The 25,496-nt window shown below is 64.0% G+C and carries 24 protein-coding genes and 1 pseudogene; 10 read left to right on the top strand and 15 right to left on the bottom strand.

All coding sequences use genetic code 11. The annotated features are described in order from the left end of the window. Positions 1–2: 2 nt before the first annotated feature. A complete protein-coding gene (yidC, locus tag F3H96_RS25355; protein ID WP_149804418.1) occupies positions 3–1,832 on the top strand; it encodes a membrane protein insertase YidC in 1,830 nt (609 codons plus the stop codon). A 658-nt stretch (positions 1,833–2,490) separates the two neighbouring features. Here the strand turns inward: yidC and F3H96_RS25350 are convergent. Beyond that, positions 2,491–2,664 (bottom strand): annotated as a pseudogene (locus F3H96_RS25350) (EmrB/QacA family drug resistance transporter); the annotation flags it as partial. Between the two features lie 95 nt (positions 2,665–2,759). Between F3H96_RS25350 and F3H96_RS25345 the strand changes: the two are divergent. After that, positions 2,760–3,398, top strand: coding sequence for a CatB-related O-acetyltransferase (locus F3H96_RS25345; protein WP_149804417.1), 639 nt, complete (start codon positions 2,760–2,762; stop codon positions 3,396–3,398). A gap of 17 nt (positions 3,399–3,415) precedes the next feature. Next, on the top strand, positions 3,416–4,066 hold the full coding sequence (gene yihA / locus F3H96_RS25340; protein WP_149804416.1) for a ribosome biogenesis GTP-binding protein YihA/YsxC: 651 nt from the start codon (positions 3,416–3,418) through the stop codon (positions 4,064–4,066). Between the two features lie 31 nt (positions 4,067–4,097). On the opposite strand, the gene F3H96_RS25335 is transcribed toward yihA, so the two are convergent. Both F3H96_RS25335 and F3H96_RS25330 read right to left on the bottom strand, forming a co-directional pair. Then, entirely contained in the window at positions 4,098–6,593 is a 2,496-nt protein-coding gene (locus tag F3H96_RS25335) for a DNA translocase FtsK (protein WP_188131524.1), read from the bottom strand. A 304-nt stretch (positions 6,594–6,897) separates the two neighbouring features. Continuing rightward, positions 6,898–7,596: a TetR/AcrR family transcriptional regulator gene (locus F3H96_RS25330; RefSeq protein WP_149804414.1), complete on the bottom strand. Its 699-nt coding sequence runs from the start codon at positions 7,594–7,596 to the stop codon at positions 6,898–6,900. A gap of 133 nt (positions 7,597–7,729) precedes the next feature. Here F3H96_RS25330 and F3H96_RS25325 point away from each other — a divergent pair, with 133 nt between their 5' ends. Both F3H96_RS25325 and F3H96_RS25320 read left to right on the top strand, forming a co-directional pair. Further along, complete coding sequence (locus F3H96_RS25325) at positions 7,730–8,923, top strand: HlyD family secretion protein (protein ID WP_149804413.1); 1,194 nt, start codon at positions 7,730–7,732, stop codon at positions 8,921–8,923. Positions 8,924–9,044: 121 nt separating this feature from the next. Next, positions 9,045–10,661 carry a DHA2 family efflux MFS transporter permease subunit gene (locus F3H96_RS25320; protein WP_149804412.1) on the top strand — a complete coding sequence of 539 codons (1,617 nt, stop codon included), beginning with the start codon at positions 9,045–9,047 and terminating at the stop codon, positions 10,659–10,661. 97 nt (positions 10,662–10,758) lie between these two features. Here F3H96_RS25320 and msrB read toward each other — a convergent pair whose 3' ends face one another. The 4 genes from msrB to F3H96_RS25300 all read right to left on the bottom strand — a co-directional run bounded on the left by msrB (position 10,759) and on the right by F3H96_RS25300 (position 13,472). Continuing rightward, positions 10,759–11,259, bottom strand: coding sequence for a peptide-methionine (R)-S-oxide reductase MsrB (gene msrB / locus F3H96_RS25315; protein WP_149804411.1), 501 nt, complete (start codon positions 11,257–11,259; stop codon positions 10,759–10,761). 186 nt (positions 11,260–11,445) lie between these two features. Beyond that, complete coding sequence (locus tag F3H96_RS25310) at positions 11,446–12,003, bottom strand: fasciclin domain-containing protein (protein ID WP_149804410.1); 558 nt, start codon at positions 12,001–12,003, stop codon at positions 11,446–11,448. A gap of 210 nt (positions 12,004–12,213) precedes the next feature. Continuing rightward, positions 12,214–12,936, bottom strand: a complete 723-nt coding sequence (locus tag F3H96_RS25305) for an anti-sigma factor (protein WP_149804450.1) — start codon at positions 12,934–12,936, stop codon at positions 12,214–12,216. Then, complete coding sequence (locus F3H96_RS25300) at positions 12,933–13,472, bottom strand: sigma-70 family RNA polymerase sigma factor (RefSeq protein WP_149804409.1); 540 nt, start codon at positions 13,470–13,472, stop codon at positions 12,933–12,935. Before F3H96_RS25300 ends, F3H96_RS25305 begins: the two co-directional genes overlap by 4 nt. A gap of 150 nt (positions 13,473–13,622) precedes the next feature. On the opposite strand from F3H96_RS25300, the gene F3H96_RS25295 reads away from it, so the two are divergent. Both F3H96_RS25295 and argB read left to right on the top strand, forming a co-directional pair. Next, positions 13,623–15,119, top strand: coding sequence for an amidase (locus tag F3H96_RS25295; RefSeq protein ID WP_149804408.1), 1,497 nt, complete (start codon positions 13,623–13,625; stop codon positions 15,117–15,119). Between the two features lie 108 nt (positions 15,120–15,227). Then, positions 15,228–16,121 (top strand): acetylglutamate kinase, encoded by an 894-nt coding sequence (gene argB, locus F3H96_RS25290; protein WP_149804407.1) that lies wholly within the window; start codon positions 15,228–15,230, stop codon positions 16,119–16,121. A gap of 28 nt (positions 16,122–16,149) precedes the next feature. Here the strand turns inward: argB and F3H96_RS25285 are convergent, their stop codons facing one another. The 3 genes from F3H96_RS25285 to F3H96_RS25275 all read right to left on the bottom strand — a co-directional run bounded on the left by F3H96_RS25285 (position 16,150) and on the right by F3H96_RS25275 (position 18,985). Continuing rightward, entirely contained in the window at positions 16,150–16,548 is a 399-nt protein-coding gene (locus tag F3H96_RS25285) for a RidA family protein (RefSeq protein ID WP_149804406.1), read from the bottom strand. Positions 16,549–16,767: 219 nt separating this feature from the next. Then, the gene (bchE, locus tag F3H96_RS25280) at positions 16,768–18,306 is read right to left on the bottom strand and encodes a magnesium-protoporphyrin IX monomethyl ester anaerobic oxidative cyclase (RefSeq protein ID WP_149804405.1); all 1,539 of its coding nucleotides are present in this window, start codon (positions 18,304–18,306) and stop codon (positions 16,768–16,770) included. Positions 18,307–18,508: 202 nt separating this feature from the next. Then, positions 18,509–18,985, bottom strand: coding sequence for an Lrp/AsnC family transcriptional regulator (locus tag F3H96_RS25275; protein WP_149804404.1), 477 nt, complete (start codon positions 18,983–18,985; stop codon positions 18,509–18,511). Between the two features lie 130 nt (positions 18,986–19,115). Between F3H96_RS25275 and phhA the strand changes: the two genes are divergently transcribed. Next, the gene (gene phhA / locus F3H96_RS25270; RefSeq protein WP_149804403.1) at positions 19,116–19,952 is read left to right on the top strand and encodes a phenylalanine 4-monooxygenase; all 837 of its coding nucleotides are present in this window, start codon (positions 19,116–19,118) and stop codon (positions 19,950–19,952) included. Positions 19,953–20,033: 81 nt separating this feature from the next. Here phhA and F3H96_RS25265 read toward each other — a convergent pair whose 3' ends face one another. Continuing rightward, positions 20,034–20,522 (bottom strand): MarR family transcriptional regulator, encoded by a 489-nt coding sequence (locus F3H96_RS25265; protein ID WP_149804402.1) that lies wholly within the window; start codon positions 20,520–20,522, stop codon positions 20,034–20,036. A 101-nt stretch (positions 20,523–20,623) separates the two neighbouring features. On the opposite strand from F3H96_RS25265, the gene F3H96_RS30685 reads away from it, so the two are divergent. Continuing rightward, positions 20,624–20,791 carry a hypothetical protein gene (locus F3H96_RS30685; RefSeq protein WP_188131523.1) on the top strand — a complete coding sequence of 56 codons (168 nt, stop codon included), beginning with the start codon at positions 20,624–20,626 and terminating at the stop codon, positions 20,789–20,791. A 131-nt stretch (positions 20,792–20,922) separates the two neighbouring features. Here F3H96_RS30685 and F3H96_RS25260 read toward each other — a convergent pair whose 3' ends face one another. From F3H96_RS25260 to F3H96_RS25255, 3 genes are all read right to left on the bottom strand, one after another. After that, positions 20,923–22,362 (bottom strand): GMC family oxidoreductase, encoded by a 1,440-nt coding sequence (locus F3H96_RS25260; protein ID WP_149804401.1) that lies wholly within the window; start codon positions 22,360–22,362, stop codon positions 20,923–20,925. Beyond that, a complete protein-coding gene (locus F3H96_RS30680; RefSeq protein ID WP_188131522.1) occupies positions 22,359–22,517 on the bottom strand; it encodes a hypothetical protein in 159 nt (52 codons plus the stop codon). The genes F3H96_RS25260 and F3H96_RS30680 overlap by 4 nt, the downstream gene beginning before the upstream one ends. 166 nt (positions 22,518–22,683) lie before the next feature. Next, positions 22,684–23,445, bottom strand: coding sequence for a GGDEF domain-containing protein (locus F3H96_RS25255; RefSeq protein ID WP_149804400.1), 762 nt, complete (start codon positions 23,443–23,445; stop codon positions 22,684–22,686). Positions 23,446–23,595: 150 nt separating this feature from the next. Between F3H96_RS25255 and F3H96_RS25250 the strand changes: the two genes are divergently transcribed. Further along, positions 23,596–24,303 carry a pyrimidine 5'-nucleotidase gene (locus F3H96_RS25250; protein WP_149804399.1) on the top strand — a complete coding sequence of 236 codons (708 nt, stop codon included), beginning with the start codon at positions 23,596–23,598 and terminating at the stop codon, positions 24,301–24,303. 311 nt (positions 24,304–24,614) lie between these two features. Here F3H96_RS25250 and F3H96_RS25245 read toward each other — a convergent pair whose 3' ends face one another. Continuing rightward, complete coding sequence (locus F3H96_RS25245) at positions 24,615–25,454, bottom strand: LOG family protein (protein ID WP_149804398.1); 840 nt, start codon at positions 25,452–25,454, stop codon at positions 24,615–24,617. Positions 25,455–25,496 lie beyond the last annotated feature (42 nt).

The following is a 25,496-nucleotide window of genomic DNA, read 5'->3' as shown; positions in this document are numbered from 1 at the left end:
CGATGGAAAACAACCGCAATTTCTTCATCACCATCGCGCTGTCGGTGCTGATCCTGACGCTCTGGCAGGTGTTCTACATGAACCCGCGCATGGAGCAGCAGCGCGAGCAGGCCCGCATCGAGCAGCAACGCGTCGAGGCGCAGAAGAAGGAAGCGCAGGGAACCAATCCAGGCGCGGCCGGAACGCCGGCCCCGGCGCCCGGCGCCATCCCGACCGCGCCCGGCGGCGATACCGTGACGGCGGCCAGCCGCGATCAGGCCGTTGCCGCGACCAAGCGCGTCAAGATCGACACGCCGAGCCTCGAGGGCTCGATCAACCTGACCGGCGCGCGCCTCGACGACCTGAAGCTCAAGCACTACACCGAGACGGTCGACAAGAACTCGCCCGAGATCGAACTGCTCAACCCCTCCTCGCTGCCCAACGGCTATTTCGCCGAAATCGGCTTCGTCGGCAACGACGCGACAGGCAAGGTACCGGGCGCGGATACGGTGTGGAGCGTCGACGGCAATCCGACGCTGACGCCATCGACGCCGGTGACGCTGACCTTCACCAACGACAAGGGCCTGACGTTCAAGCGCACCATCTCGATCGACAACAACTACATGTTCACCGTTTCCGACACGGTGCAGAATTCCGGAACGGCCGCCGTCTCGCTCTACAATTACGGGCGCGTCACCCGCTTCGACAAGCCGGCCGTCGCCAGCACCTATGTGCTGCATGAGGGCCTGATCGGCGTGACCGGCAGCGAAGGGCTGCAGGAGTACAAATACGCCAAGATCGAGAAGGACAAGGAATACACGCCCGGCAAGTCGACCAATGGCTGGCTGGGCATCACCGACAAGTACTGGGCCGTGACGCTTATCCCGACGGAGAAGCAGCCCTTCCAGCCGAAGTTCTCCTATTTCGAGTTCAAGGACGGACCGCACAGCCACAGCTACCAGTCCGATTTCCTGTCCGACGCGATCAGCGTTGCGCCCGGCCAATCGACAACGATCGAGTCGGAGATATTCGCCGGCGCGAAGGAAGTCTCGACGATCAATGCCTACGAAGCCGACCGTCATATCCGCCAGTTCAGCCTGATGATCGACTGGGGATGGTTCTATTTCATCACCAAGCCGATGTTCTGGCTCATCGACACGCTCTACAAGTTCTTCGGCAATTTCGGCCTGGCGATCCTCGCCACCACCGTCATCGTCAAGGCCATCTTCTTCCCGCTCGCCAACAAGTCCTACGCCTCGATGGCGAACATGAAGAAGGTGCAGCCGAAGATGGTCGAGATCCGCGAGAAATACGCGGACGACAAGATGAAGCAGCAGCAGGCGATGATGGAGCTCTACAAGACCGAGAAGATCAATCCGCTGGCCGGCTGCTGGCCGGTGGCGCTGCAGATCCCGGTCTTCTTCTCCCTCTACAAGGTGCTCTACATCACCATCGAGATGCGGCATGCGCCGTTCTTCGGCTGGATCCACGACCTCGCGGCGCCCGATCCGACGTCGATCTTCAACCTGTTCGGCCTGCTGCCGTTCGCGGCGCCCGCCTTCCTGCCGCATATGGGCGCCTGGGCGGTGGTCATGGGCATCACCATGTTCCTGCAGATGCGGATGAACCCGGCGCCGCCGGATCCGACGCAGGCGGCGATCTTCACCTGGATGCCGGTGATCTTCACCTTCATGATGGGCAGCTTCCCGGCCGGCCTCGTCATCTACTGGGCCTGGAACAACACGCTGTCGATCCTGCAGCAGGGCGTGATCATGAAGCGCCAGGGCGCCAAGATCGAATTGTGGGACAATCTGGCGGCGCTGTTCCGCAAGAAACCATCGCCGGCGGAATAGAAGGCTCCTGAACTTCTAAAACGAAAAAGCCCCGGCATTGTTTGGCCGGGGTTTTGTTGATCAGGCCCAATGTGCGGTCGCCAACCTTCGAGATTGGCCATGTCCCTCTTCCCGGTCGTCATTCTAGGGCGGAGCAAGGAGCGAAGCGACGCGCGCAGACCCTAGAATCCATGCCGTGACGCTAAGGCGTTGCAACGGTTACAGAATTCTGCGCCGTTGCACTCTGCGGCAGAGGTCACGGCATGGATACTCGGGTCAAGCCCGAGTATGACGACGTCATGAGGGTCTCGGCTAATCGCGTTGGCCCGCGCCGGGGGCGGCCGCTCAACCCACCGCCAATTTCAGCCACAGCGCCAACCTCCGCGATTGACCGAGGCGTGTCAGTCCGGTCGTCATTCTAGGGCGGAGCAAGGAGCGCAGCGACGCGCGCAGACCCTAGAATCCATGCCGTGATGCTAAGACGTCGCAAGGGTTACAGAATTCTGCGCCGTTGCACCCTACGGCAAGGGTCACGGCGTGGATACTCGGGTCAAGCCCGAGTATGACGACGTCGCGGCGGTGTCGGCCAATCTCCAACGTCGGCGACAGAAGCGCCCGCGGCAGCGTGTCGACGATTGAGCCGGGATCGATGGCCGGATGGCCGAGCCGGGCGACGCCTTCACTCCATGACTGCGCTGTGATCGACCTTGGCCGGTGTGCCGGGCTTGCGCAGCAAGAGCACCGGCGGGATGGCGGCCAAAGACAGGATCATCATCAGCTTGAAGTCGTCGACACAGCTGATGATCGTCGCCTGCAGCTTGACCAGGCCGCCGAGCGTGGCGCGGCCGGCGGCAACCACTGAGCGGTTGGTGCTGTGGAAGGATCACGTTAGTTTGATCGCGCGGGCATCGCCGGCCGAACATGCCTGCAAACCATGGAGGGACGGCGATGAGCGGACCCAATCCCAACATCAAGCATCCCATCGCGATGCATCCGCGCGTCGGCTTCCTGAAGGGGCTGGTAAACGCGCCCAACATCGAGATCGGCGACTTCACCTACTACGACGACCCCGACGGTCCCGACAAATTCGCCGAGAAATGCGTGCTGCATCACTATCCCTTCATCGGCGACAGGCTGATCATCGGCAAATTCTGCGCCATCGCGGAGGGCGCACGCTTCATCATGAACGGCGCCAACCATGCCATGTCAGGCTTCTCGACCTATCCGTTCAACATCTTCGGCCATGGCTGGGAGGAAGGGTTCGACCCCGAGACCTGGTCGAAGGAGATCCGCGGCGACACGACGATCGGAAATGATGTGTGGATCGGCATGGACGCGGCGATCATGCCGGGCGTCAACATCGGCCACGGCGCCATCGTGGCAGCGAAATCGGTTGTAACGCACGACGTGCCGCCTTATGCGATCGTGGCCGGCAATCCGGCGAGGATAGTGAAGATGCGCTTCGACGAATTCACGGTGCGGCGGCTGCTCAAGGCGGCCTGGTGGGACTGGCCGGTCGACAAGATCAGCCGCAACCTCAATGCCATTCGCGGCGCCGATATTTCCAGGCTGGAGGCAGCGGCTTGAACGCGCCCGACAAACCCATGAGCGAAACTGCAATCATTCCGGAGCTGTTCACCCGCGCGTGGATCTTCATCCGTGGCGTGCCGTCGATGAAGTTCCTGCCGCCGGAAGGCCCGCCGGAGATCGCCTTCGCCGGGCGCTCCAATGTCGGCAAGTCGTCGCTGATCAACGCGCTGGTCGGGCACAAGGGCCTGGCGCGTACGTCCAACACGCCTGGACGCACGCAGGAGCTCAATTATTTCGTGCCGGACGGGTTTTCCGGCGAAGGCGCCGACCTGCCGCCGATGGCGCTGGTCGACATGCCGGGCTACGGCTATGCCAGCGCGCCGAAGGACAAGGTCGATGAATGGACCAAGCTGATCTACGAATACCTGCAGGGGCGCGTGACGCTGAAGCGCGTCTATGTGTTGATCGACGCCCGCCACGGCATCAAGGCCAAGGACGAGGAAGTGCTGACCCTGCTCGACAAGGCGGCGGTCTCCTACCAGGTGGTCCTGACCAAGACCGACAAGATCAAGGCGGCCGGCGTGCCGAGACTGATCGAGGAGACACTGGCCAAGATCAAGAAGCGCCCGGCGGCGTTCCCCGTGGTCCTGGCGACATCATCGGAGAAAGCCGCGGGTCTCGACGAATTGCGAGCCGCCATCGCCCTGGTGGCGAACGGCGGCTGACGTCGCCCGCCGGGGACCGATCCATCTGAAATCAATCCATCCCGTCGCGTTCAGGCTCGCGGTCGCGACGGCCGGTGAGGATCTCGCGCTTGCCGACATGGTTGGGGACGCCGACCAGGCCTTCCTTCTCCATGCGCTCGACCAGCGAGGCGGCGCGGTTATAGCCGACGCCAAGGCGGCGCTGGATATAGGAGGTCGAGCATTTCTTGTCGCGCTTGACCACCTTGACGGCTTCCTCATAGAGGGCGTCGCCGTCCTCTTCGGCCATCGCGCCCTTGTCGAAGACCGGCCCGGCATCGGCCGCTTCCTGTTCCTCTTCCTCGTCAGCGGTGACGGTGTCGAGATATTCGGGGCGGCCTTGCGCTTTCAGATGCGCCACGACGTGCTCGACCTCGACGTCGGAAACGAAGGGGCCATGCACGCGCGAAATGCGCCCGCCGCCGGCCATGTGCAACATGTCGCCCTGGCCGAGCAGTTGCTCGGCGCCCTGTTCGCCCAGGATCGTGCGGCTGTCGATCTTGGATGTCACCTGGAACGAGATGCGGGTCGGGAAATTGGCCTTGATGGTGCCGGTGATGACGTCGACGGACGGGCGTTGCGTGGCCATGATCAAATGGATGCCGGCGGCGCGCGCCATCTGCGCCAGGCGCTGGATAGCGCCTTCGATCTCCTTGCCGGCAACCATCATCAGGTCGGCCATCTCGTCGACGATGATGACGATATAGGGCATCGGCGCGAGGTCGATTTCGCGCTCCTCGAACAGCGGCTCGCCGGTGCCTTTCTCGAAGCCGGCCTGCACCTGCATGGTCACGACCTCGCCCTTGTCGCGGGCGCCTGCCGCGCGCTGGTTGTAGCCGTCGATGTTGCGCACGCCGAGACGCGCCATCTTGCGGTAGCGGTCCTCCATCTCGCGCACCGCCCATTTCAGCGCTGTGACGGCCTTCTTCGGATCGGTGACGACCGGCGTCAGAAGATGCGGGATGCCGTCATAGACCGACAGCTCCAGCATCTTGGGATCGACCATGATGAGGCGGCATTCCTCCGGCTTCATCCGGTAGAGCAACGACAATATCATGGTGTTGATGGCGACCGACTTGCCGGAACCGGTGGTGCCCGCCACCAGCAGGTGAGGCATCTTGGCGAGCTCCGCGATCACCGGCTCGCCGCCGATCGTCTTGCCCAGCCCGAGCGCCAGCTTGCAGGACGTGTTGCGGAAGCCGGCCGACCCGATCAGCTCGCGGAAATAAACGGTCTCGCGCGTTTCGTTGGGCAGCTCGATGCCGATGACATTGCGGCCCGGCACCACGGCGACGCGCGCCGAGATTGCCGACATGGAACGGGCGATATCGTCGGCCAGGCCGATGACGCGGCTGGATTTCACGCCCGGCGCCGGCTCGAACTCGTAGAGGGTGACGACCGGACCCGGCCGGACATGGATGATCTCGCCCTTGACGCCGAAATCCTCCAGCACGCTTTCGAGCAGGTCGGCGTTCTGCTCCATCCGCTCCTGCGACATGTAGAAACCCTGGCCTTCGGGCGGCGTCTGCAAAAGCTCCTCGGAGGGAAGCTGGTAGCCTGTCGAAGCGGGTAGGGGCACGACCTTGCCGGCGACGGGCAAGGAGGGCGCCGCTTTGACGGCCCGGCTACGGGCTGCATTGGAGGCTGGCGTGGTTTCCATGGATCGACCGGCCGGGGAAGCCGGCGCCGCCAAGGTCGCTGACGCGGCGTTTGTGCTTGCCACGCCAGCGCGCCATTCAATGACGCGATAAAATGACATTGCCTCGCCTTGCGAGACCGGGCGCGGCTCGGTCGGCGCCGCCATCGGAACATGCGCCGGCGGCATCACGGCTGGCTGCGGGATAGCTGACGGCTGCGCGGCTTCGTTCAGGCGCGCCCGCGCCAGACGCTCGGCGAGGAAAGGCATGCCGAATTCGAAAAAGGCATGATCGGAAAGATAGGACCAGCGCAATCCGGTCGGACGCGGCTTGGGCGCCGGAGCGCCGACGGCCGGCGACGGGACGGTGGGAGCAGCGGGAGCAACAGCGGAAGCTGCGCGGACCGGTTTGGTTTGCGCCGGCGGCGCGGCGGGGGCGGCGGAGACGGCGGGAATTGCCCGGACCGGCCGCACTGGATTGGCTGCCGCCGGGACCGTCGGCACGGCCCGGGCTGGCTCGCGGGCGGGTGCCGTGGCCTCATTTCTCCCCGGAACAGTCGGCGCGGCATCTTCCGTATGCGCAGCCGTGCGCCTGGCGAGATCGGTGTCCGGCGTGCGGGTGAAACGCACATTGGGCGCCAGGAAGAAATAATCCTGCCAGGCCGGGCGGCCGAATTCGCCGCCATCGGGCGAATCGACCGATGCGGCGCGAGCGGCATTCGATTCGCTCTCCGACGCAGCGCGCAGCGAGACGACGCGCCCCGCTTGCGCCTGCGGTTGCGGGACCGCGCCACGGCGCCCGGCGTCCTCCGCGCGACCGTGGTCGTCGTCGTAGGCGGAAACGCCGGAAGGATTGGCACGGGGAAAACGCATGGATGTCATTCTCGAGACTCGCCGATTGAACGTCTCCCGAGACATAGGAACCGATGGTTAACAGGTCCTTCCGACAGCGCCTGCCGGATGGTGCCGATCGGCGTTTTGAGTGGGGCCGCCGGCAAACGGCTTCGCGACGTCGACCGCGCCGACGGAGCTCTTGAGCAATCCCAGAAACGCGCGAGCGGTTGAGTTCGGTGACTTCGCCGTAGAGCCACGCGTCCGGAAATTGCGTCAGGGTAAGGAGAAGGAGACGCGTCGCGGCCTTTCAGGCTCGCCCCATACGCTCCGCGTGCTCAGGCGATCAGGCCGATTTCAAAGCGTTGTCCTCGGCGAAGAACTTCTCCGTCCCGTAGGCCTTGAGAAACACATCGACGCCGGATGTCACGATGTGCTCGATCTCGGCCAGGCTCGGCGCCTTGGTGCGATAGGAAAAGATACACTGGCGGAACAGGCCGGCCAGACAAAGTTCCGTGAACTGATAGGCGGCGAGATCGACGTCGTCGATCTGAAGCAGGCCACGCTCGACGGCTTCATTGAGGAATGCCATGACCTTGTCATGACCGCGCTTCGGACCGCGCTCGTAGAAGCGCGCGCCAAGTTCGGGAATCCGGTCGGAGGCGCCGACCACGGTGCGCTGCGCCTGGATGACCTTGACGGAGGTGATCTTGGCCGAGAGCACGGTGCCGAACTTCACCAGCGTCTTGCGCAGGTCCTCGAAGTGGTCGAGCACCTCATACATGTTCTTGAAGATGGTGCCGCGCTCTTCCTCGATCAGCGCCTCGAAGAGCTCTTCCTTGTTTTGGAAATAGACGTAGATCGTGCCCTTGGAGACGCCGGCCTCGCGGGTGATGTCGTTCATCGAGGCTGCTTCGAACCCCTTGTCAATAAAGACGCGGCGGGCGCCCTCGATGATCTGGGCCCGTTTGACAGGATCCTGCCCGGCCGCCGGACGGCCTTTGCGTAAGTCGAGCAGATCGCTATCGGCTGTCGTGTCGACCATGGACGTCATTCCCTAGAAAATATTTCGAACCACTCGGTTCGATTTCCTCTTGATATGGGCCTCTTTCCGCGCTATGTCAATCTTCAATTCGAACCGAACGGTTCAGTCTGACTGACAATCCAGAGAGATCATCATGTCCTCGAATGCGCCCGCCACCGCCGAAGTCCGTACGTTTCCAAACGCCAAGGTCCAGCCCTCGACCGAAGCCCCGGAAGTTCCTGTCCAGCCCGCCACCCCGGTCGCGCCGCCCGCGGCCGAAGCACCGGCCAGGAAGAAGCGCTCGGTGCGCTCGCTGCTGTTGCCGATCATTGGCCTGGCCCTCCTCGGCGCCGGCTCCTGGTATGGCTACAACTACTGGGCCGACGGCCGCTTCATGATCTCCACTGACGATGCTTATGTCCAGGCCGACATGTCGTTCGTGTCGCCGAAAATATCCGGTTACATCGACAAGGTCCTGGTGAGCGAGAACCAGCAGGTCAAAGCCGGCGATCCGCTGTTCGTCATCGACAACGGCGACTACAAGATCGCCGTCGCCCAGGCCGAGGCGCAGATCGCCACGTTGAACAAGACGCTCGACCGCATCGACGCGCAGACCAAGGCTGCCCAGGCTTCGCTGCAGCAGGCGCAAGCGCAGAAGGTTGCCGATCAGGCCGCCGCCGACAATGCCGGCCGCGCCCAGGTGCGTGCCGCACAGCTGGTCAAGACCCATGTCGGCACGCAGGCGCAGCTCGACGACGCGCAGACGGCGCTCGACCAGGCCAAGGCCGCTCTCGTCGGCGCGGACGCGCAGATTGCAGCCGCGCAGGCCAATATCGGCGTGCTGGAAGCCCAGCGGACGGAATCGGCATCGACGCTCGCCTCGCTGCAGCTGACCCGCGACAAGGCCCAGCGCGACCTGTCCTTCACCGTGCTCAAGGCGCCCTATGACGGCGTCGTCGGCAACCGCTCGGTCGAACAGGGCGACCTCGTCAGCCCCGGCCAGAAGCTCGCCGTCGTCGTGCCGATGGACAAGCTCTACATCGTCGGCAACTTCAAGGAGACGCAGCTCGGCCGGATGGTGCCCGGCGAGAAGGTCCGCATCACGGTCGACGCCATCGACGACCAGAGCTTCGAAGGCACGGTGTCTTCGCTGGCGCCGGCTTCCGGCGCGGTGTTCTCGCTGCTGCCGCCGGAAAACGCCACCGGCAACTTCACCAAGGTGGTGCAGCGCGTGCCCGTGCGCATCGACGTGCCGGCCGACGTGCTGAAGACCGGCAAGCTGCGCGCCGGCCTGAGCGTCGTGGTCGCGGTCGACAGCCGCACCGCGCCCGCTGCGACGATCAACTAGGAAATTGGGGGGCGGCTCGGTGGCCACGTGAGCGCCGGGCCGCCCAGCCTGCCTTATCCGTTTCGACGCAATTCGGGACCGCCACGCGCTTGTCCTGAAAATTGCTTAGGGAGGCCATGACATGGCAACCGCAACCATCACCGCAGGATCAGCGCCGGGACGTCCGGCAGCTGCTGCCGCGCCGGCCCTGCCCGCCGACCATATGCCGGTGCGTCGCGTCATCGCCTTCCTGGCGATGGTGTTCGGCATGTTCATGGCGATCCTGGATATCCAGATCGTCTCGGCCTCGCTGGCCGAGATCCAGGCGGGCCTCAGCGCCAGCTCGGACGAGATCCCGTGGGTGCAGACGGCCTATCTGATCGCCGAAGTGGTGATGATCCCGCTGTCGGGCTTCCTCAGCCGCATGCTGTCGACGCGCGTGCTGTTCACGATTTCGGCGGCCGGCTTCACCGCGGCCAGCGCGCTTGCGGCGACGGCCACCAACATCGACCAGATGATCATCTACCGCGCCATCCAGGGTTTCATCGGCGGCGGCATGATCCCCAGCGTCTTCGCGGCGGCCTTCACGATCTTTCCGCCGTCGCGGCGGGCCGTCGTCTCGCCGATGATCGGCCTGGTGGCGACGCTGGCGCCGACCATCGGCCCGACCGTCGGCGGCTATATAAGCCACGCCATGTCGTGGCACTGGCTGTTCCTGATCAACGTCGTGCCGGGCATACTCGTGGCGACGGCGGCCTGGTCGCTGATCGATTTCGACAAGCCGAACCTGAAACTGTTCTCAAAGTTCGACTGGTGGGGCCTGATCGGTATGGCCGCCTTCCTCGGCTGCATGGAATATGTGCTGGAGGAAGGCCCGAACCATGACTGGCTGCAGGAACAGGCGGTGTTCATCTGCGCCGTGATCATGACCATCGGCGGCGTCATCTTCTTCTGGCGCGTCTTCACCGCCGAGGAGCCGATCGTCGACCTCAGGGCGTTCAGCAATGTCAACTTCGCGTTCGGCTCGCTGTTTTCCTTCGTCGTCGGCATCGGCCTTTACGGGCTCACCTATCTCTACCCCGTATTCCTGGGGCGCATCCGCGGCTACGATTCGATGATGATCGGCGAGGCGCTGTTCGTCAGCGGCCTGGCGATGTTCTTCACGGCGCCCGTTGCCGGCATCCTGTCGAACAAGATCGATTTGCGCCTGATGATGATGATCGGCTTCTTCGGCTTCGCCACCGGTACCTGGTGGATGACGCATCTGACCGCCGACTGGGATTTCTATGAACTCTTGATCCCGCAGATCCTGCGCGGCTGCTCGATGATGCTGTGCATGGTGCCGATCAACAACATCGCGCTCGGCACCTTGCCGCCGGAACGGCTGAAGAATGCATCCGGCCTGTTCAACCTGACCCGCAACCTCGGCGGCGCCGTCGGCCTGGCGATCATCAACACGGTGCTGATCGACCGCAACGCCTTCCACTATGCGCGGCTCTCCGAGCATGTGCAGTGGGGCAGCGAGGCGGCGCAGATCAAGGTGCAGAACATGACGCAGAATTTCGAGCAGACCGCGGGGCTCGACGCCGCCAGCGCCGCGATCTCGAAACTGTCCGGCATGGTCCACCAGCAGGCGGCGCTGCTGTCCTTCATGGACGTGTTCATGATGCTGACGGTGCTGTTCGCCTCGCTTGGGTTCTTCGTGCTGTTCATCAACAAGCCGGCCCAGCAGGGCGGCGGTGGCGGCGGAGGTCATTGAGGAGCCGGAACCCCCGCCTGGCTTCCTCAACGCGTGACCCCGGGAATCGGCGACGATTCCCGGGGTCATTCTTTTCAAAAAAAGACTGGGTGCTGTCTCAGGCGGCGGCCGGCTTGAAGCTCAGCGCCACGCCGTTGATGCAATGGCGTAGGCCGGTCGGCGGCGGCCCGTCGTCGAAGACATGGCCGAGATGGCCGCCGCAACGGCGGCAGTGGACTTCGGTGCGCACCATACCGAGCGACCGGTCCACGGTCTTGCCAATGGAGTTGGGAATCTCTTGCCAGAAACTCGGCCAGCCGGTGCCGGAATCGAACTTCGTCTCCGACGGATAGACCGGCAGGTCGCAGCCGGCGCAGGCGAAGATGCCCTTGCGGTGCTCGTTGAGCAGCGGGCTGGTGCCCGGATATTCGGTGCCTTCCCTGCGCAGCACGTCGAAGGCGGCGTCGGAAAGGATGGCGTGCCATTCGGCATCGGTCTTGACGACCTCGAAGGTCTCGGCCGCGAGCGCCGGCTTCGCGTCAATGCGCAACGACGCCGCCGTTCCGACGAGCAAGGCGCTGGCGGCGGCGCCGGTCCAGAGAAAGTCGCGTCGGTTCATGATCTTTTCCTCCTGCGCATTTGTGCCAGCTGGCGGCGCCAGCAGAAAATCAAAAGCCGGTGACGCCTTTTCAAGATGCGGCTCCGCATCGCCTTTTCGGGACAACGCGGAGCACACGCTTGCCGGTTGCGGATCTTGGATCATGCGGCCGGCTCAGCCATGTCTTCGCCGGCCAGGCCCGCTTTGTTACATCTTCGGCAAGAGAACCTTGTCGATGACGTGGATGACGCCGTTCGACTGGCGGACGTCGGCGATGGTGACGTGCGCGACATTGCCGTTCTCGTCGGTGACGGTGACCTTGCCCTTCTCCGCCTTCAGCGTCAGTTCGCAGCCGCCTACCGTCTTGACCTGGTGGGCGCCGCCATCGGCCTTGGCCATCTTGGCGACGTCGGCGGCCAGCGCCTTGGCGGCGATGACATGGCAGGTGAGGATCTTGGTCAGCTTGTCCTTGTTCTCAGGCTTGAGCAGCGTGTCGACCGTGCCGGCCGGCAGCGCGGCGAAGGCTTCGTTGGTCGGCGCGAAGACGGTGAACGGACCGGCGCCCTGCAAAGTATCGACCAGGCCGGCGGCCTTGACCGCAGCGACAAGCGTGGTGTGGTCCTTCGAATTGACGGCATTCTCGATGATGTTCTTCTTGGCATACATCGGCGCGCCGCCGACCATCGGATTGGCAGCATAGGCAACGGCGCCAAGCGCGGAAAGGCCGATCGAGGCGGCAAGCAAAAGGGTGGCGAATTTACGCATGGGTGTCAATCTCCTTGGGTTGTTTTTCCCGTCTTTGGGAACGCCAGGAGATACGTGGCGAGGAAAAGTTAGTTTCACGGGCGTCGCGAGTTTTTTGTGTTCTCGCTTTATTTTTTCCTCCGCCGTATATAGCGACGCCAGACCTCTCCCGCTAGCCAAGGGTAGCAGATAGACTTCGATCAATCTTCGAGAAAAACTCGCTGGATGCAATCAGATACCCTTCAGGTCACCCGCGGCGACGACCGGACCGGTCGGCTGGCCGGTCGGCGACCCGCCGGCCGGCTCGAGGCTGACGGCGAGCACGGCGCCCTGCGCGAGCTTCCCCTGGAGGGCCGGCGTAACCGCCATGCGGGCGGTCTGGCCGGCGGGGATGACACCCATCGAGACCGGCGCGTTCTTGCCTTCGATCATCCACAGCTCGAAGTCCTTGCCGGCGCCATGATCGCCGGAAACCAGCGACAGGCCGACCTCGTGGCGGGCCGCATCATAGACGGCGAGGTATTTGACGTTGCTGTTGTCGGCGCCGAGCGAGGCGACCAGCCTGGTCTCGGGCTGCGGCGCCGGTGGATTGACGTAGGGCAGGGCGACGTACACGGCCAACGCGGCAATCGCGGCCGCGGCAAGACCGCGCCAGAAGGCAAGGCTCACCCACAGGCCGCCGCCGCGCGCCGTGGACGTCGATGCGGACGATGCGAACAGGCGGCGGTCGATCGCCGCCTTGACCGAAGCCGGCGGCTCGACCGCGGCATAGGCGACAGCCATCGGCGCAAAGTTGACCTCCCAGGCATCGACCAGTCGGGCGAATGCCGTGTCCGCATCGATGCGGCGGGATGCGATCTGGCGTTCGTCGGCGGCCAGGACGCCGAGAACGTATTCGGCGGCGAGCAGGTCGTCGCCTCCACGTTCCGGTCCATTGTCTTCCGCCAGCGTCATCTTTCCAGACATTCCCTCAGCTTGAGCAGGCTTCGGCGCAGCCAAGTCCGCATGGTGTTCAGCGGAACCTTGAAGCGCTCCGCCAGCTCGGCATAACTTTCGCCGCTCAGATAGGCGCCCCGGACGGCCGCCGCCCGGTCTTTTTCCAATTCGTCGAGGCAATGGTAGATGCGTTCGGTCTCGCCGCCCGCCACAGCCATGGCCTCGGGTCCCGGCGTCGGATCAGCGACGTCGAGGGCTGTGTCGATGTTGGCGGAAGGACCGCGCCGCGCCCGGATGCGATCGATCGCATGGTTGCGCGCAATGGCCACCAGCCATGAAATCGGACTCAGATCGGATACCGCGAAGCGATCCGCCTTCGTCCAGATTTTGACGAAGACCTCCTGCAGCGCTTCTTCCGCATCTCCCCTGTCTTTCAATACACGGAGGCAGACGCCGAAAAGTTTCGCGCTGGTCTGCTTGTAGAGCAGATCGAACGCAGCCCGGTCCTTCATCGAAGTCCGGACGATCAGCTTGCTGATGTCCTGCGGCGCCATGCAGGCAAATTAGAAGATTGCGATTTATTTGCAACGAGCGGCGCCAACGTCGTCCACCAAGAGGTTGCGAGCCGATCCGGCGCAATCGGCAACTGCGTCGTTGCCAAGCAAACCGGGCACCGCTAGCCTCGCCCAAAATCGGGGATGCGGATGTCGGTTGAGCGCTTGCTTTGGGAACAGGATGCGACCGGCCTTGCCGAATTCGTGCATCGGGGCGAGGTTTCGCCGCAGGAACTGGTCGACGCGGCGATCGCGCGGGCCGAGGCGACGCGGCCGGACATCAACGCCATAGCCACGCCGCTCTATGAGACGGCGCGGCAGCGGGCGAAAACGATAGACCGCACGCTGGCGCTGGCCGGCGTGCCGTTCGCGCTCAAGGATCTAGGCATCGGCATCAAAGGCGTGCCGATCCATGGCGGCAGCCGCATTCCGCCTTTCACGGCCGATTTCAACTCGGTGATGGTCGAGCGCTATCTGGCCGCGGGCCTGATCCCGATCGTCACCAGCACCTCGCCCGAGCACGGGCTGCGGCTGATGACGGAGTCCGCTCGCTTCGGCATCACCCGCAACCCCTGGAACACCGGCCACACCACCGGCGGATCGTCTGGTGGCTCCGCAGCGCTGGTGGCGGCGGGCGTGATGCCGGCCGCGCACGCTTCCGACGGCGGCGGCTCGATCCGGGTGCCTTCCGCGTGCAGCGGGCTGGTGGGCCTGAAGACCTCGCGCGGCCGCGTGCCGCTGACGCCGCTCGTCAGCGAAAGCTGGTACGGCATGGTCGTCGACCACGCCGTCAGCCGCTCGGTGCGCGATACCGCACTGCTGCTCGACCTCACCCATGGCGCCGATCGGCTGTCGCCCTATGCGGCGCGGGCGCCGAAAGGTTTCTTCGCGGTCGCCGCGGCGCGCGATCCCGGCAAGCTCAGCCTCGCCGTCTACCGCAAATCGCCGCTCGGCCTGCCGATCTCGGCGGAGACGAATGCGGCGCTCGACGGCGCGGTGGCGCTGGCGCGCGAAGGTGGACACACGGTGGAGGAGGTCGACCTGCCCTTCATCGGCCGCGACTTCGTTGCCGATTTCTGCAAGACGGTCGCTTCCGCCGTTGCCGGCACGATGCGGGCCGAGGCGAAGCGCGTCGGCCGCTCGGTGACCGGCGACGTCGAGCGCGCGACGCGCGTGCTCAGCCGGCTGGGTGAAATGTTGTCCGCCGGCGAGGTCTATGACGGCGTGCAGCGGCTCAACGCCACGGCGCGGCGACTGATCGAAGAGACCGCCCGCTACGACGCCGTGCTGATGCCGATCATCGCGCATCCGCCTCTGGCCTGCGGCTCGATGGACCCGAAGGGCGCCGACGAGTTCCTCGAGAACCTGCTCGACAAATTGCATCTCACCCGCCTGCTCAAGGTCAAGGCGCTGTTCGGCCAGCTGATGGACAAGAGCCTGTGGTTCACCCCCTGGCCGGCGATCCAGAATGTCAGCGGCCAGCCCTCGATCGCGCTGCCGATGCATGTCACGGCGGACGGCCTGCCGCTCGGCATCCAGGCGGCCGGCCGGCCCGGCGACGAGGAGACGCTTTTGTCCTTCGCCGCGCAGATGGAGAAGCTTTCGGGATGGCTAAAGCGGCGCGCGCCGCTCAAGGCGCCTGGCTAGGATGCTTCCGTCGCAGATTTCATCATTGTGACAGCAAAGCCGTTTGCGGCCTGCGGCAATTCCCGCTAAGACGCCGCCGTCCTTTCCTAGAAGCCGGGAACCCCTCCGATGACGGACATCGCCGCCACCGCCGAAATGCAGGCCGCGCTGCTCTCGCGCGCGCTGCCTTACATGCAGCGCTACGAGAACAAGACGGTCGTGGTGAAATATGGTGGCCATGCCATGGGCGACCATGAGCTCGGCAAAGCCTTCGCCCGCGACATCGCGCTGCTGAAACAGTCCGGCGTCAACCCGATCGTCGTGCATGGCGGTGGGCCGCAAATCGGCGCGATGCTGACCAAGATGGGCATCGAATCCAAGTTCGAGGGCGGGCTGCGCGTCACCGACCAGAAGACGGTCGAGATCGTCGAGATGGTGCTGGCCGGCTCGATCAACAAGGAGATCGTGGCGCTGATCAACGCCGAGGGCGAGTGGGCGATCGGGCTCTGCGGCAAGGACGGCAACATGGTGTTCGCCGAAAAGGCGCGCAAGACCATGGTCGACCCGGATTCCAACATCGAGCGCGTGCTCGACCTCGGCTTCGTCGGCGAGCCGGTCGAGGTCGACCGCACGCTGCTCGATCTTCTGGCGCGTTCCGAGATGATCCCGGTTCTGGCGCCTGTCGCGCCGGGCCGCGACGGCCATACCTACAACATCAACGCCGATACTTTTGCAGGCGCGATCGCCGGCGCGTGCCGCGCCTCGCGCCTCTTGTTCCTCACCGACGTGCCCGGCGTGCTCGACAAGAGCAAGAAGCTGATCGACGAATTGACGGTGGCCGAAGCCAGGGCGCTGATCAAGGACGGCACCGTGTCGGGCGGCATGATCCCGAAGGTCGAAACCTGCATCGAGGCGATCGAGCGCGGCGTCGAGGGCGTCGTCATCCTCAACGGCAAGACGCCGCATTCGGTGCTGCTCGAATTGTTCACCGAGCACGGCGCCGGCACGCTGATCGTTCCCTGAGGGCCATGACCGCTCGCGGCTCAGCCGATCAAGCAGGCCGTGGAAGGCGCGCGATGACCTTTATCTCGAAGTCGAAGCCTGCCAGCCAGTTGACGCCCACCGCGGTCCAATTCGGGTAGGGTGCCTCACCGAACGCTTTCAGCCGAACGGCGGTTATCGCTTCCCACTGCGCTGCCGGATCGGTGTGGAACGTGGTCACGTCGACAATGTCATCGAACGTGCAGCCGGCGGCCTTCAGCACCGCCGCCAGATTGTCGAAGGCAAGCTGGACCTGCTTTTCGAAGCGAGGCTCGGGCGATCCGTCCTCGCGACTGCCCACTTGTCCCGAGATGAACAGCAAGTCACCCGAGCGGATCGCCGCCGAATAGCGATTGATTTCATAGAGAGCCTGCCGGCCGGCAGGGAAAATCGCGTCGCGTTTGGTCATTTTCACTCCATTTCAGACAAGGCAAGCCGGCTCCCCGGCATCCACGAATTGGATTCACCGACCAGGTCGAGAGCCGACAAGGAGCGTCAGGGTTTTCGGTCGCCACACTCCAGTGTTCGGGGCACTGACATACGCTCCGTATGTTTGATGTGGTGCATACGTCGCGTATGTCAATACGCATACGGTGCGTATATTGTTAGGCCGAGAGCTGTCGGCGCCCTACGAAATCGCTCCGGTGGCGTCGGCCGGCTTGCGTGGCGGGCGCCGGGCGATCATCGATTCCTCCTCGGCGTCCTGCGGCGCGCCCCAGAATTCGGCGAGCGTCGGCCCGTCCGTCTCGCGACGGTCGCGGGCGAGAAAGCCCCAGACCTCGCGGAACCAGACGCGGCGGCCCATCTTGGTGTACCAGCGCATCGAATGGCGCTGCTCGGGATCGGGATGGAACAGGATGCGCGCCAGCGCCTTCGGCCGCGACTGCACAGCGACTTCGATCAGCTTGACGGTGAAGAACAGCATCCAGGGCTTCAGCCGCGTCATCGCCAGCACCTGATGCTTGTAGTCCCAGAGGCGGACGTCCCTCTGGATCACCTTGCGGTCGCAGGCGATGCGGAAGAACGGCGTCCAGCGGTGCGGCGTGACATAGAGCGCCTGGATCTGGTCCGGATCATAGGCGATGAGCTGGCGAAAGCCGCGCCATAGATCGCGCAGAGTTTCGTCCTCGAAACCGGCGACCCAGGTCGCCATCGACAGGATGCCGTGCCGGCGCAGCAGCCGGATCGCCTCGCGGTCGGACTTGGTGCTGCCGCCCTTGCGGATCAGCGACAGCGTCTCCTCGTCGGTGTTCTCCATGCCGAGCAGCCAGCGGATGATGCCGGCCTTGCGGTAGAGATCAAGGATATCGGCATCGCGCACGATGTCGTCGGCGCGGGTCGAACCGACGATCAGCACCGGGACGTTCTCGGCGATCATGGCATCGAGAAAAGCGCGCCAGGACTTCTTCGATGAGGTCGGGTTCTCGTCGGCCAGGTTGATCAGCTCGACGCCGTGCTCGCGATGCAGCCAGGCGATCTCCCGGGCGAATTTGACAGGGTCGCGGTGGCGCCAGCGGGTCCAGAAGCCGCGCTGGCCGCAATAGTTGCACAGATGCGGGCAGCCGCGCGAGAACTGCATGACGACCGCCCGCTTGCCGCCCCAATAGCTATAACGGCGATGGTCGATCAGCTCCCAGCCGACGCGCCAAGCATCGAGATCGGCAATGGTCATCGCCGGCTGCGTGGCGACGGGGCGGCCGAGGTCGTCGCGATAGGCGATGCCGGCGACGCTCGCCACCGGCTGGCGCATTTCGATGGCCTCGACCAGCGCGGTCGCGGTCGCCTCGCCCTCGCCGCGCACGATGAAGTCGAAGACGTCGTTTGCGGCCAGGATGTCGCGCCAGTGATAGGTCGGGAAGACGCCGCCATAGATGATGATGACGTGCGGGGCGCGCGCCTTGATCAGTTCGGCGATGCGCAAAGCGGTCGGATGCGCCGAGGTCGAGCCGGAATGGCCGATCAGAACGAAGTCCGGGTCGCCGCCGAGGGCATCGTCGATTAGCACCGTAAGCGGCATCGGCCCGAACTCGGCGTCGACCAGCCGCACCAGGTGGCCGGAATCGATGAGCGGACCGCCGATCGCCAAAAGGCCGAGCGGCGGCAGGTGATCGTCGGGCACGCGGCTGCCGATGGCGGTGTGCGGCGGATTGATCAGCACGATGTTCAAGGCGGACCTCCATTGCTGTGGTCCGCTTGTGCTAGTCGCCGATGTCGAAGCCGCCTTGGCGCGGTTCAGCAGTTTCCAAGCAGCTTTGTCGGAGAAGTCCGCAGTCTTTTGTGCGGAGGCAATCCGCTACGGCGAAGCCGCCTAGCCCAACTACGCGGAAGTCGCCGAGCCCAACTGCTTCGGACTTTTCCTTGGAATTGCGTCAGCGCCTGAGATGCGCCAGCGGCACGTGACCCGGGCCCTTGATGTTTTGCAGCACGAGTTGCGTGTGGACGTCGCGGACGCCGGGCAGCCGCATCAGCCGGTGCATGACGAAGGCGTTCAGGTCGTCGACCGACGGCACCATGACATGCAGCAGGAAATCGTGGTCGCCGGTCATCGTCCAGCAGGACGAGACCTCGTCCATGCGCTGCACGGCGGCAATGAAGCTTTCGGGCGACCCGTCGCTGTGGCTCACCAGCCGCACCTGGATGAACACCTCGACCGTCAGGCCGATGGCGCGGCGGCTGAGCACCGCGGCAAAGCCCTTGATGACGCCGGTCTCGCGCAAGGCGTCGAAACGGCGCGCGCAGGGCGTGGTCGACAGGCCGATCTCCTGCGCCAGCTCCGAAACGGGCTTGCGGCCATCACGCTGCAGGATGTCGAGCATCCTTATCTCGAAATCGTCGAACTGAGGCATGTCTTCTCGATTCCCTGTTGAACAGAGTTCTTTTACCTCAAAATCGGCCACCCAACCATAAACAAGGCTGATTTGCCTCGTCGGCCACTGCTATACTTCATTTCAAGATCCGCGGATCACGGAGGAGGATATGATGACGATCAGCGTTGCCGATTACGCGGCCGAATGCGCGGCGCAGGGCCTTCGCGGCGACTATTCGGTGTGCCGCAGCGATTTCACCGTGGCGCAGGGTTATGACTATTCAGCCGAGGAACAGGCGGTGTGGCGCACGCTGTGCGACCGCCAGACGAAGCTGACGCAAAAGCTGGCGCACCGTTCCTACCTGGATGGCGTCGCGGCGCTCGGGCTGCTCGACCGGATTCCCGATTTCAAACAAGTGAGCCAGAAGCTCGCCAAGCTGACCGGTTGGCAGATCGTCGCGGTGCCGGGCCTGATCCCGGCCGGCCCGTTCTTCGATCATCTCGCCAACCGTCGCTTTCCGGTCACCAACTGGCTGCGGAAACGCGAGGAGCTCGACTACATCGTCGAGCCGGACATGTTCCACGACTTCTTCGGCCATGTGCCGATCCTGACCCAGCCGGTGTTCGCCGATTTCATGCAGATGTATGGCGAGAAGGCCGAAGACATGATTGCGCTTGGCGGCGACGAGATGATCACCAGGCTCTACTGGTACAGCGCCGAATACGGTCTCATCCAGGAGCCCGGCCAGCCGCTGAAAGCCTTCGGCGCCGGGCTGATGTCGTCCTTCACCGAGCTGCAATTCGCGGTGGAGAGCAAGGACGCCCACCATGTGCCGTTCGACCTCGAGACGGTGATGCGCACCGGCTATGAGATCGACAAGTTCCAGCGCGCCTATTTCGTGCTGCCGTCCTTCGACGTGCTGCGCGACGCCTTCGGCGGCGCCGACCTTGCCGGAATCGTGGCGCGGTTCAAGGCTCAGCCGGCGCTCGACCCGGCGACGGTCTGAGGTCGGTTTTCGCCCAACCGACGTTCAGGGCGGTTCAGCTGCCACCAGGCGGCTGGGCCGCTCCGCGTTTTTTGCGGATCATCACGCCTTGTCGGGCCCGGCCTTGATCCTGGCCAACTGTTCGCGCTGCAGATCGAGCGCGGCGTTGATGAAGCGCAGCACGGTCGCAAGCTCGGTATCGCTGAAGCTCGCCACCACCTTCTCGCCCTCCCGCGCTATCGTGCCGTAGTAGCGCTCCGACAACTCCCTGGTCAGCGCGGTCGCCTCGATCACCACCTTGCGCCTGTCCTCCAGGCTGCGGGTGCGGGTGACGTATCCGCGCGCCTCCAACCGGTCGATCAGGGCCGTCACCGCGGCCGGGGTCAGCCCCGTCGCCGCCGCCACCGCGCCCGCCGATTGCGGTCCGGCATAGAGCAGCCCCAGGCAATGGCGTTCGGCCGCGATCAGCCCGAGCCGCGCGCCCACCGCCTCATCATAGGCCTGCGTCGCGTCCTGCCAGCGCATGACGGCGAGGCCGACGGCCTTTGCCATTGCATCACGCTTCGTGCTTGACGAATTTACTTCGATCATCTAATTATCAATCTGTCTAACATTAAGACGAGAGTAGCAATATGCGACCGCGACTCCCGCAAAGGCAAGAGGCAAACGCGGCCGCCAACACGGAGAATGCAATGTTCGAGACCTCCACCCGCGCGCCGATGACCCCGGCTGAAGAGTACAAATACGCCAAGCTGGCGATGGAATGGTATGGCTGGGGCTCGCCCATCGGGCTCGGCATCCTGCTGGTCTCGTTGGCGGCTGCGGCCGTGCTGGTGCGCGTCGCCGTTTACGGGCTGTAAGCTCGAACGAACTTCGCCAAAACGCGCGGCAAGGCGGCGCCGGTTGCATCCAGGCGCCGGCGTCGCCTCACTTTTATCTTTTGTTCCTCGCAATTCCGGACGAACCCGCCAACCACCTTCCCGCAATTGCGTCAGACCCCGATCACCTTGCCGAGATGCTCGCCCAGCCGGCAGGCAAGCGCGGTGATGGTGGTGGTCGGGTTGCACTGGCCGGAGGTGCAGAACACCGAGGAGCCGCCGACATAAAGATTGTCCATGCCATGCACCTTGCAATTGGCATCGACGACGCTCTTCAAGACATCGCTGCCCATGCGGGTGCCGCCCATATGGTGGTGGCCGGCCGTCTCCTCATTGGTCGGGTAATCGTCGCCATTGCTGATCCAGTCGTCGATGCGGACGCGGCCGAGATTCTTTCGCGCCATCGTGGCGCCGAAAAGCCTCAGGCCTTCCAGAAGCGTGCGACGCTCGAGCGGCGACTTCTTCCAGTGCAATTCGATGCGCGGCACGCCGGCGCGGTCGACATCGGCCTTCGACAGCTCGATCTGGTTGGAAGCAAGCGGCGCCTGCTCCCAGGCGACGTAAAGCTGGGCCGCGCAATGCAGCCTCTGGTCGAGCTGGGAGGACATCCACTCCGCCATGTCGGGCGCGGTGCAGGCGAGATCGGCGATCAGCCGCTTGACATTGGGATAGGGCGACTCGATCAGGCGGATGCCGAAATTCATGATCTGCAGGCGCTGCATGGCCGCCAGCGTCGGCGAGAAGAAGGCCTCCTTCGAGGCGTCGACCTCGAACTCGTTGTAGTTGGCCAGGATCGCATTGCCGCCCTGGAAGGTCGGATGCTCCATCCAATAGCGACCAAGCGCGGTCGCGTTCGGCACCACACCGCCGTTCGAACGCTGGTTCGACCACAACAGCAGCCGCGAGTTTTCCAGGCCGCCGGTGCAGGTGACAAAATAGTCGGCGGTGAAGGTGCCGGCGTCCTGCCCGTTCGACCAGAGTTTCGCGCCGGTGACGCGCTTGCCGTCGCCGGCAAGCTCGGTGGCGTAGGTGTTGAGCACGACGGCGATGTTCTTGCTCTTGTCGAGTTCGTCGGCGAATTTTTCGCCGAAGCGCACGGCGGGGCTCTTGATCAATTGCACCCAGCGGATGTCGTCCGAAACCGGCACGTCGGGGCGGAAATCGGGCAGCTCGAGGATATCGTGGACTTCGCCAAGATATGGCTCGATGTCGGCGCGGCTGATCGGCCAGCCGGTATCGGGCGCCCATGCCTTGGGCTCGAAATCTTGGCTGTCGAGCACGCGGCACCAGCCGGCCCAGTGGTTGGACGAACCGCCCATGAAGCGCAGCCTGGTGATGTCGAGGTCGAAATAGAAATCGCCGACCGTCTTGCCGCGGTAGAAATCCTGCGACTCGTCGCTGAATTCGCGCGAGCCCGCCTCCAGGACGACGACCGGAATGCCGGCGGCGCCGAGCTTCCTGGCGATCGTCGTGCCGGCCGGGCCGGAGCCGAGAATGCAGGCCTTGGGCTTGAAGCCGGCCTGCCTGTAGGCCTCGTAGCTATCGAAGATCACGCGAGGTCGCTCCGCCGCAGGATCCAGCCATTGATCTCGACGACTTCATCGGGGTCGGCCACCGCCGGCTGGCTTCGAAACAGCGACAGCGCGGGCAGCGCGATCAGCGCCTGCACGATCGCGCGGCGCGACATCTTTCTGATGAAATTGCTCATGACATCTCTCTCGAAAGAGGGCGTCGATCCGTGCCTGATCGGCACACATGCCGCCGAGGAGGCCAATTCCGTGCCAAACCTAAATGAAAACCGCGTTACACCAGGAAGTTTCAGCGAGATTGAGCATGGGCATGGTTAGGGCTTTCCTGACACCTGCGGCGAAGCTTCATGCGGCTTCGGAAAGTTCTCGGTCGAGGATCGAAAGATTGCGGCCGCGGTTCTTCGCCTCGTAAAGCCTGCGATCCGCAGCACGCATCAAATCGGAGACGGTCGCGCTCTCGCCGCAGGTTATGCCTCCGATCGAGACGGTGAGCGGCACGGTGCGCTCATCAACTGGCCGGAAGCGGATCAGCTCGACCTCGCGTCGGATGCGTTCGGCGACATGCTTGGCCTCCGGCTCGCTGGCGCCAACCAGGAAGGCCCCGAACTCCTCGCCGCCGATGCGGCCAAGCACGTCGCCGCTGCGAACGCCGCGCTCGATGGCGCTGGCGATCAAAAGCAGCGCTTCGTCTCCCGTCAAATGACCGTAGCTGTCATTGATCTTCTTGAAATGATCGGCGTCGATGATGAGCAGCGCGCCGCGATCGCTCTTGCGCCGCGAACCGTCTAGCATGGCAAAGAAGGTTTCGCGGTTGAGCATGCCGGTCATGTCGTCGCGGCTTGCCTTGTCCGACAGACGCCTGTGCGCGGCGGCGAGCTGCGCGTGGGCGCGGGCAAGCTCGCGATGGGCATTCTGCAACCGGTCGCTCCGCCAGAAGGTGCTGGCGCTGGCAGCCCAGGCGAGCACCAGCGGGCAAACAGTCGATGCCAGCCACACGGTGCGGCTCATGGCAAAGCCCATCGCCGGAACCACAATCAGCGTCAACAACAGCGAGGCAGCGACCGAGGCGAACGCCACGGCAGCGGCCTTCAGAAATATGCGACTCATCACTTGCTCCCATCGGATAGCCTCTGTGCCAGCAAGCATTAAAGGCGACCTTTCCGGGACTTTTAAAATTTGAAGTGAGACGCCATTTTCACGATACGTGACGCGCATAAGTTGTGGATAAAGTCGGCGTCGGCATGCCATAAGCGACCTATGACAACGACACCCGATCCCGCCCGCTTCGCCCATGTCACGGATTGGGTGTTCGACCTCGACAACACGCTCTATCCGCATCACTCGAACCTGTTCGCGCAGATCGACGTCAAGATGACTGCCTATGTCGGCGAGCTGCTGACGCTTTCGCGCGATGACGCGCGCAAGCTGCAAAAGGAGCTCTACCTCGAATACGGCACGACGCTGAACGGGCTGATGAAGCGGCACGGCATCGATCCCGACGATTTTCTCGAGAAGGTGCACGACATCGACTATTCGAGGCTGGTGCCGGATCCGGTGCTGGGCGCGGCGATCCGCCAGCTTCCCGGGCGCAAATTCATCTTCACCAATGGCGACCGCAGGCATGCCGAGCGCACCGCGCGCCAGCTCGGCATACTGGAGCATTTCGACGCCATCTTCGACATCGTCGCGGCGGGGCTCAATCCAAAGCCGGAGCGTCAGACCTATGAGCGCTTTGCCGAATTGCACTCCGTGACGGGACACAATGCGGTGATGTTCGAGGATCTGGCGCGCAATCTGGCCGTGCCGAAAACACTTGGCATGACGACGGTGCTGGTGGTGCCGCGCAATTTCGAACCGACCTTCTCGGAGATCTGGGAACGCGACCCGGCAAATGAGGACGACGTCGATTTCGTCACCGACGATCTCGCCGGTTTCCTGACCGCGATCGTCGACGTCATGGCCTGAGCCAACTCCAGATTGCCACGCGCCGTGGGGCGCAACGCCCTCCGGTGGCGCGGATGATTCGGTTTCCGCGAACCAGCGAACCGGGCCTAGATCAAAGAGATAGAAGCACGATCTCCTCCGAAAACTGCTTCACGCTTTTCGGCATCATGTACGGAGGAAATCTCCTCGCGGCTCAACCTCGGCATAAAAACCATCGAGACCTACCGGACCAGGGCGACGGACAAGCCGGAGCTTCACTGCCGCGCGGCAATCGTCCGTTTCGCGCAGTCGAACGGCTGGCTGCTCGAGCTGCAATGACGAGCGGCACCGCCTCACAGCTTGTAGAAGCGGCGGATGATGTCCCAGGCCTCGTCGGCCGTGTCGACGAAATCGATGATGTCCTGATCGCCGGGCGAGATCGTGCCCTGCTCGGCAAGGAAATCGAGATCGATCGCCCGTTGCCAGAATGCCTTGCCGAACAGGATCACCGGCACGCGCTCCATGCGCCCGGTCTGGATGAGGGTCAGCGTCTCGAAGAATTCGTCCATCGTGCCGAAGCCGCCCGGAAACACCGCGACCGCCTTGGCGCGCATGACGAAATGCATCTTGCGGATGGCGAAGTAGTGAAAGTTGAAGCAGAGCTCCGGCGTGACATAAGCGTTGGGCGCCTGCTCGTGCGGCAGCACGATGTTCAAGCCGATCGACGGTGCGCCGACATCGTCGGCGCCGCGATTTCCCGCCTCCATGACACCAGGCCCGCCGCCGGTGACGACGACGTACTCACGATAATAGGAGGTGGCGGACTGCAGCGAGCAGAGGCGAGCGAATTTGCGCGCTTCCTCATAATATTTGCTGTTTGCCTCGAGGTTCTTCCTCTGCGTCTCGTTCTTGGCCGCCCAGGCCTCGCCGCCGGGTTCGGGCAGGCGCGCGCCGCCGAACAGGATCACGGTCGAGCGGATGCCGCGTTCGGCCAGGATCATTTCGGGCTTCAGGAGCTCGAGCTGCAGCCGCACGGCGCGCAATTCTCGCCGCGTCATGAAGCCGGGATCGTTCCAGGCCAGCCGGTAGGTTTCGGCCCGCGTTTGCGGAGTATCCGGCACGCTTTTCGAGCGTTCCAGGTCCTCGTCCGAATGCGGCAGCGGCGTCCACCCTGCCTTTTCCATGGGAGTCATCGAATCCACCCGTCCAATTCCCTTACTTGCGCCGTCCCGTGA

The sequence above is a fragment of the Mesorhizobium sp. NFR06 genome (assembly GCF_900115245.1).
GTDB lineage: Bacteria > Pseudomonadota > Alphaproteobacteria > Rhizobiales > Rhizobiaceae > Mesorhizobium.
The sequence above is the reverse complement of the archived record's forward strand: the minus strand, read 5'-3'. Positions and strand labels throughout refer to the sequence as shown.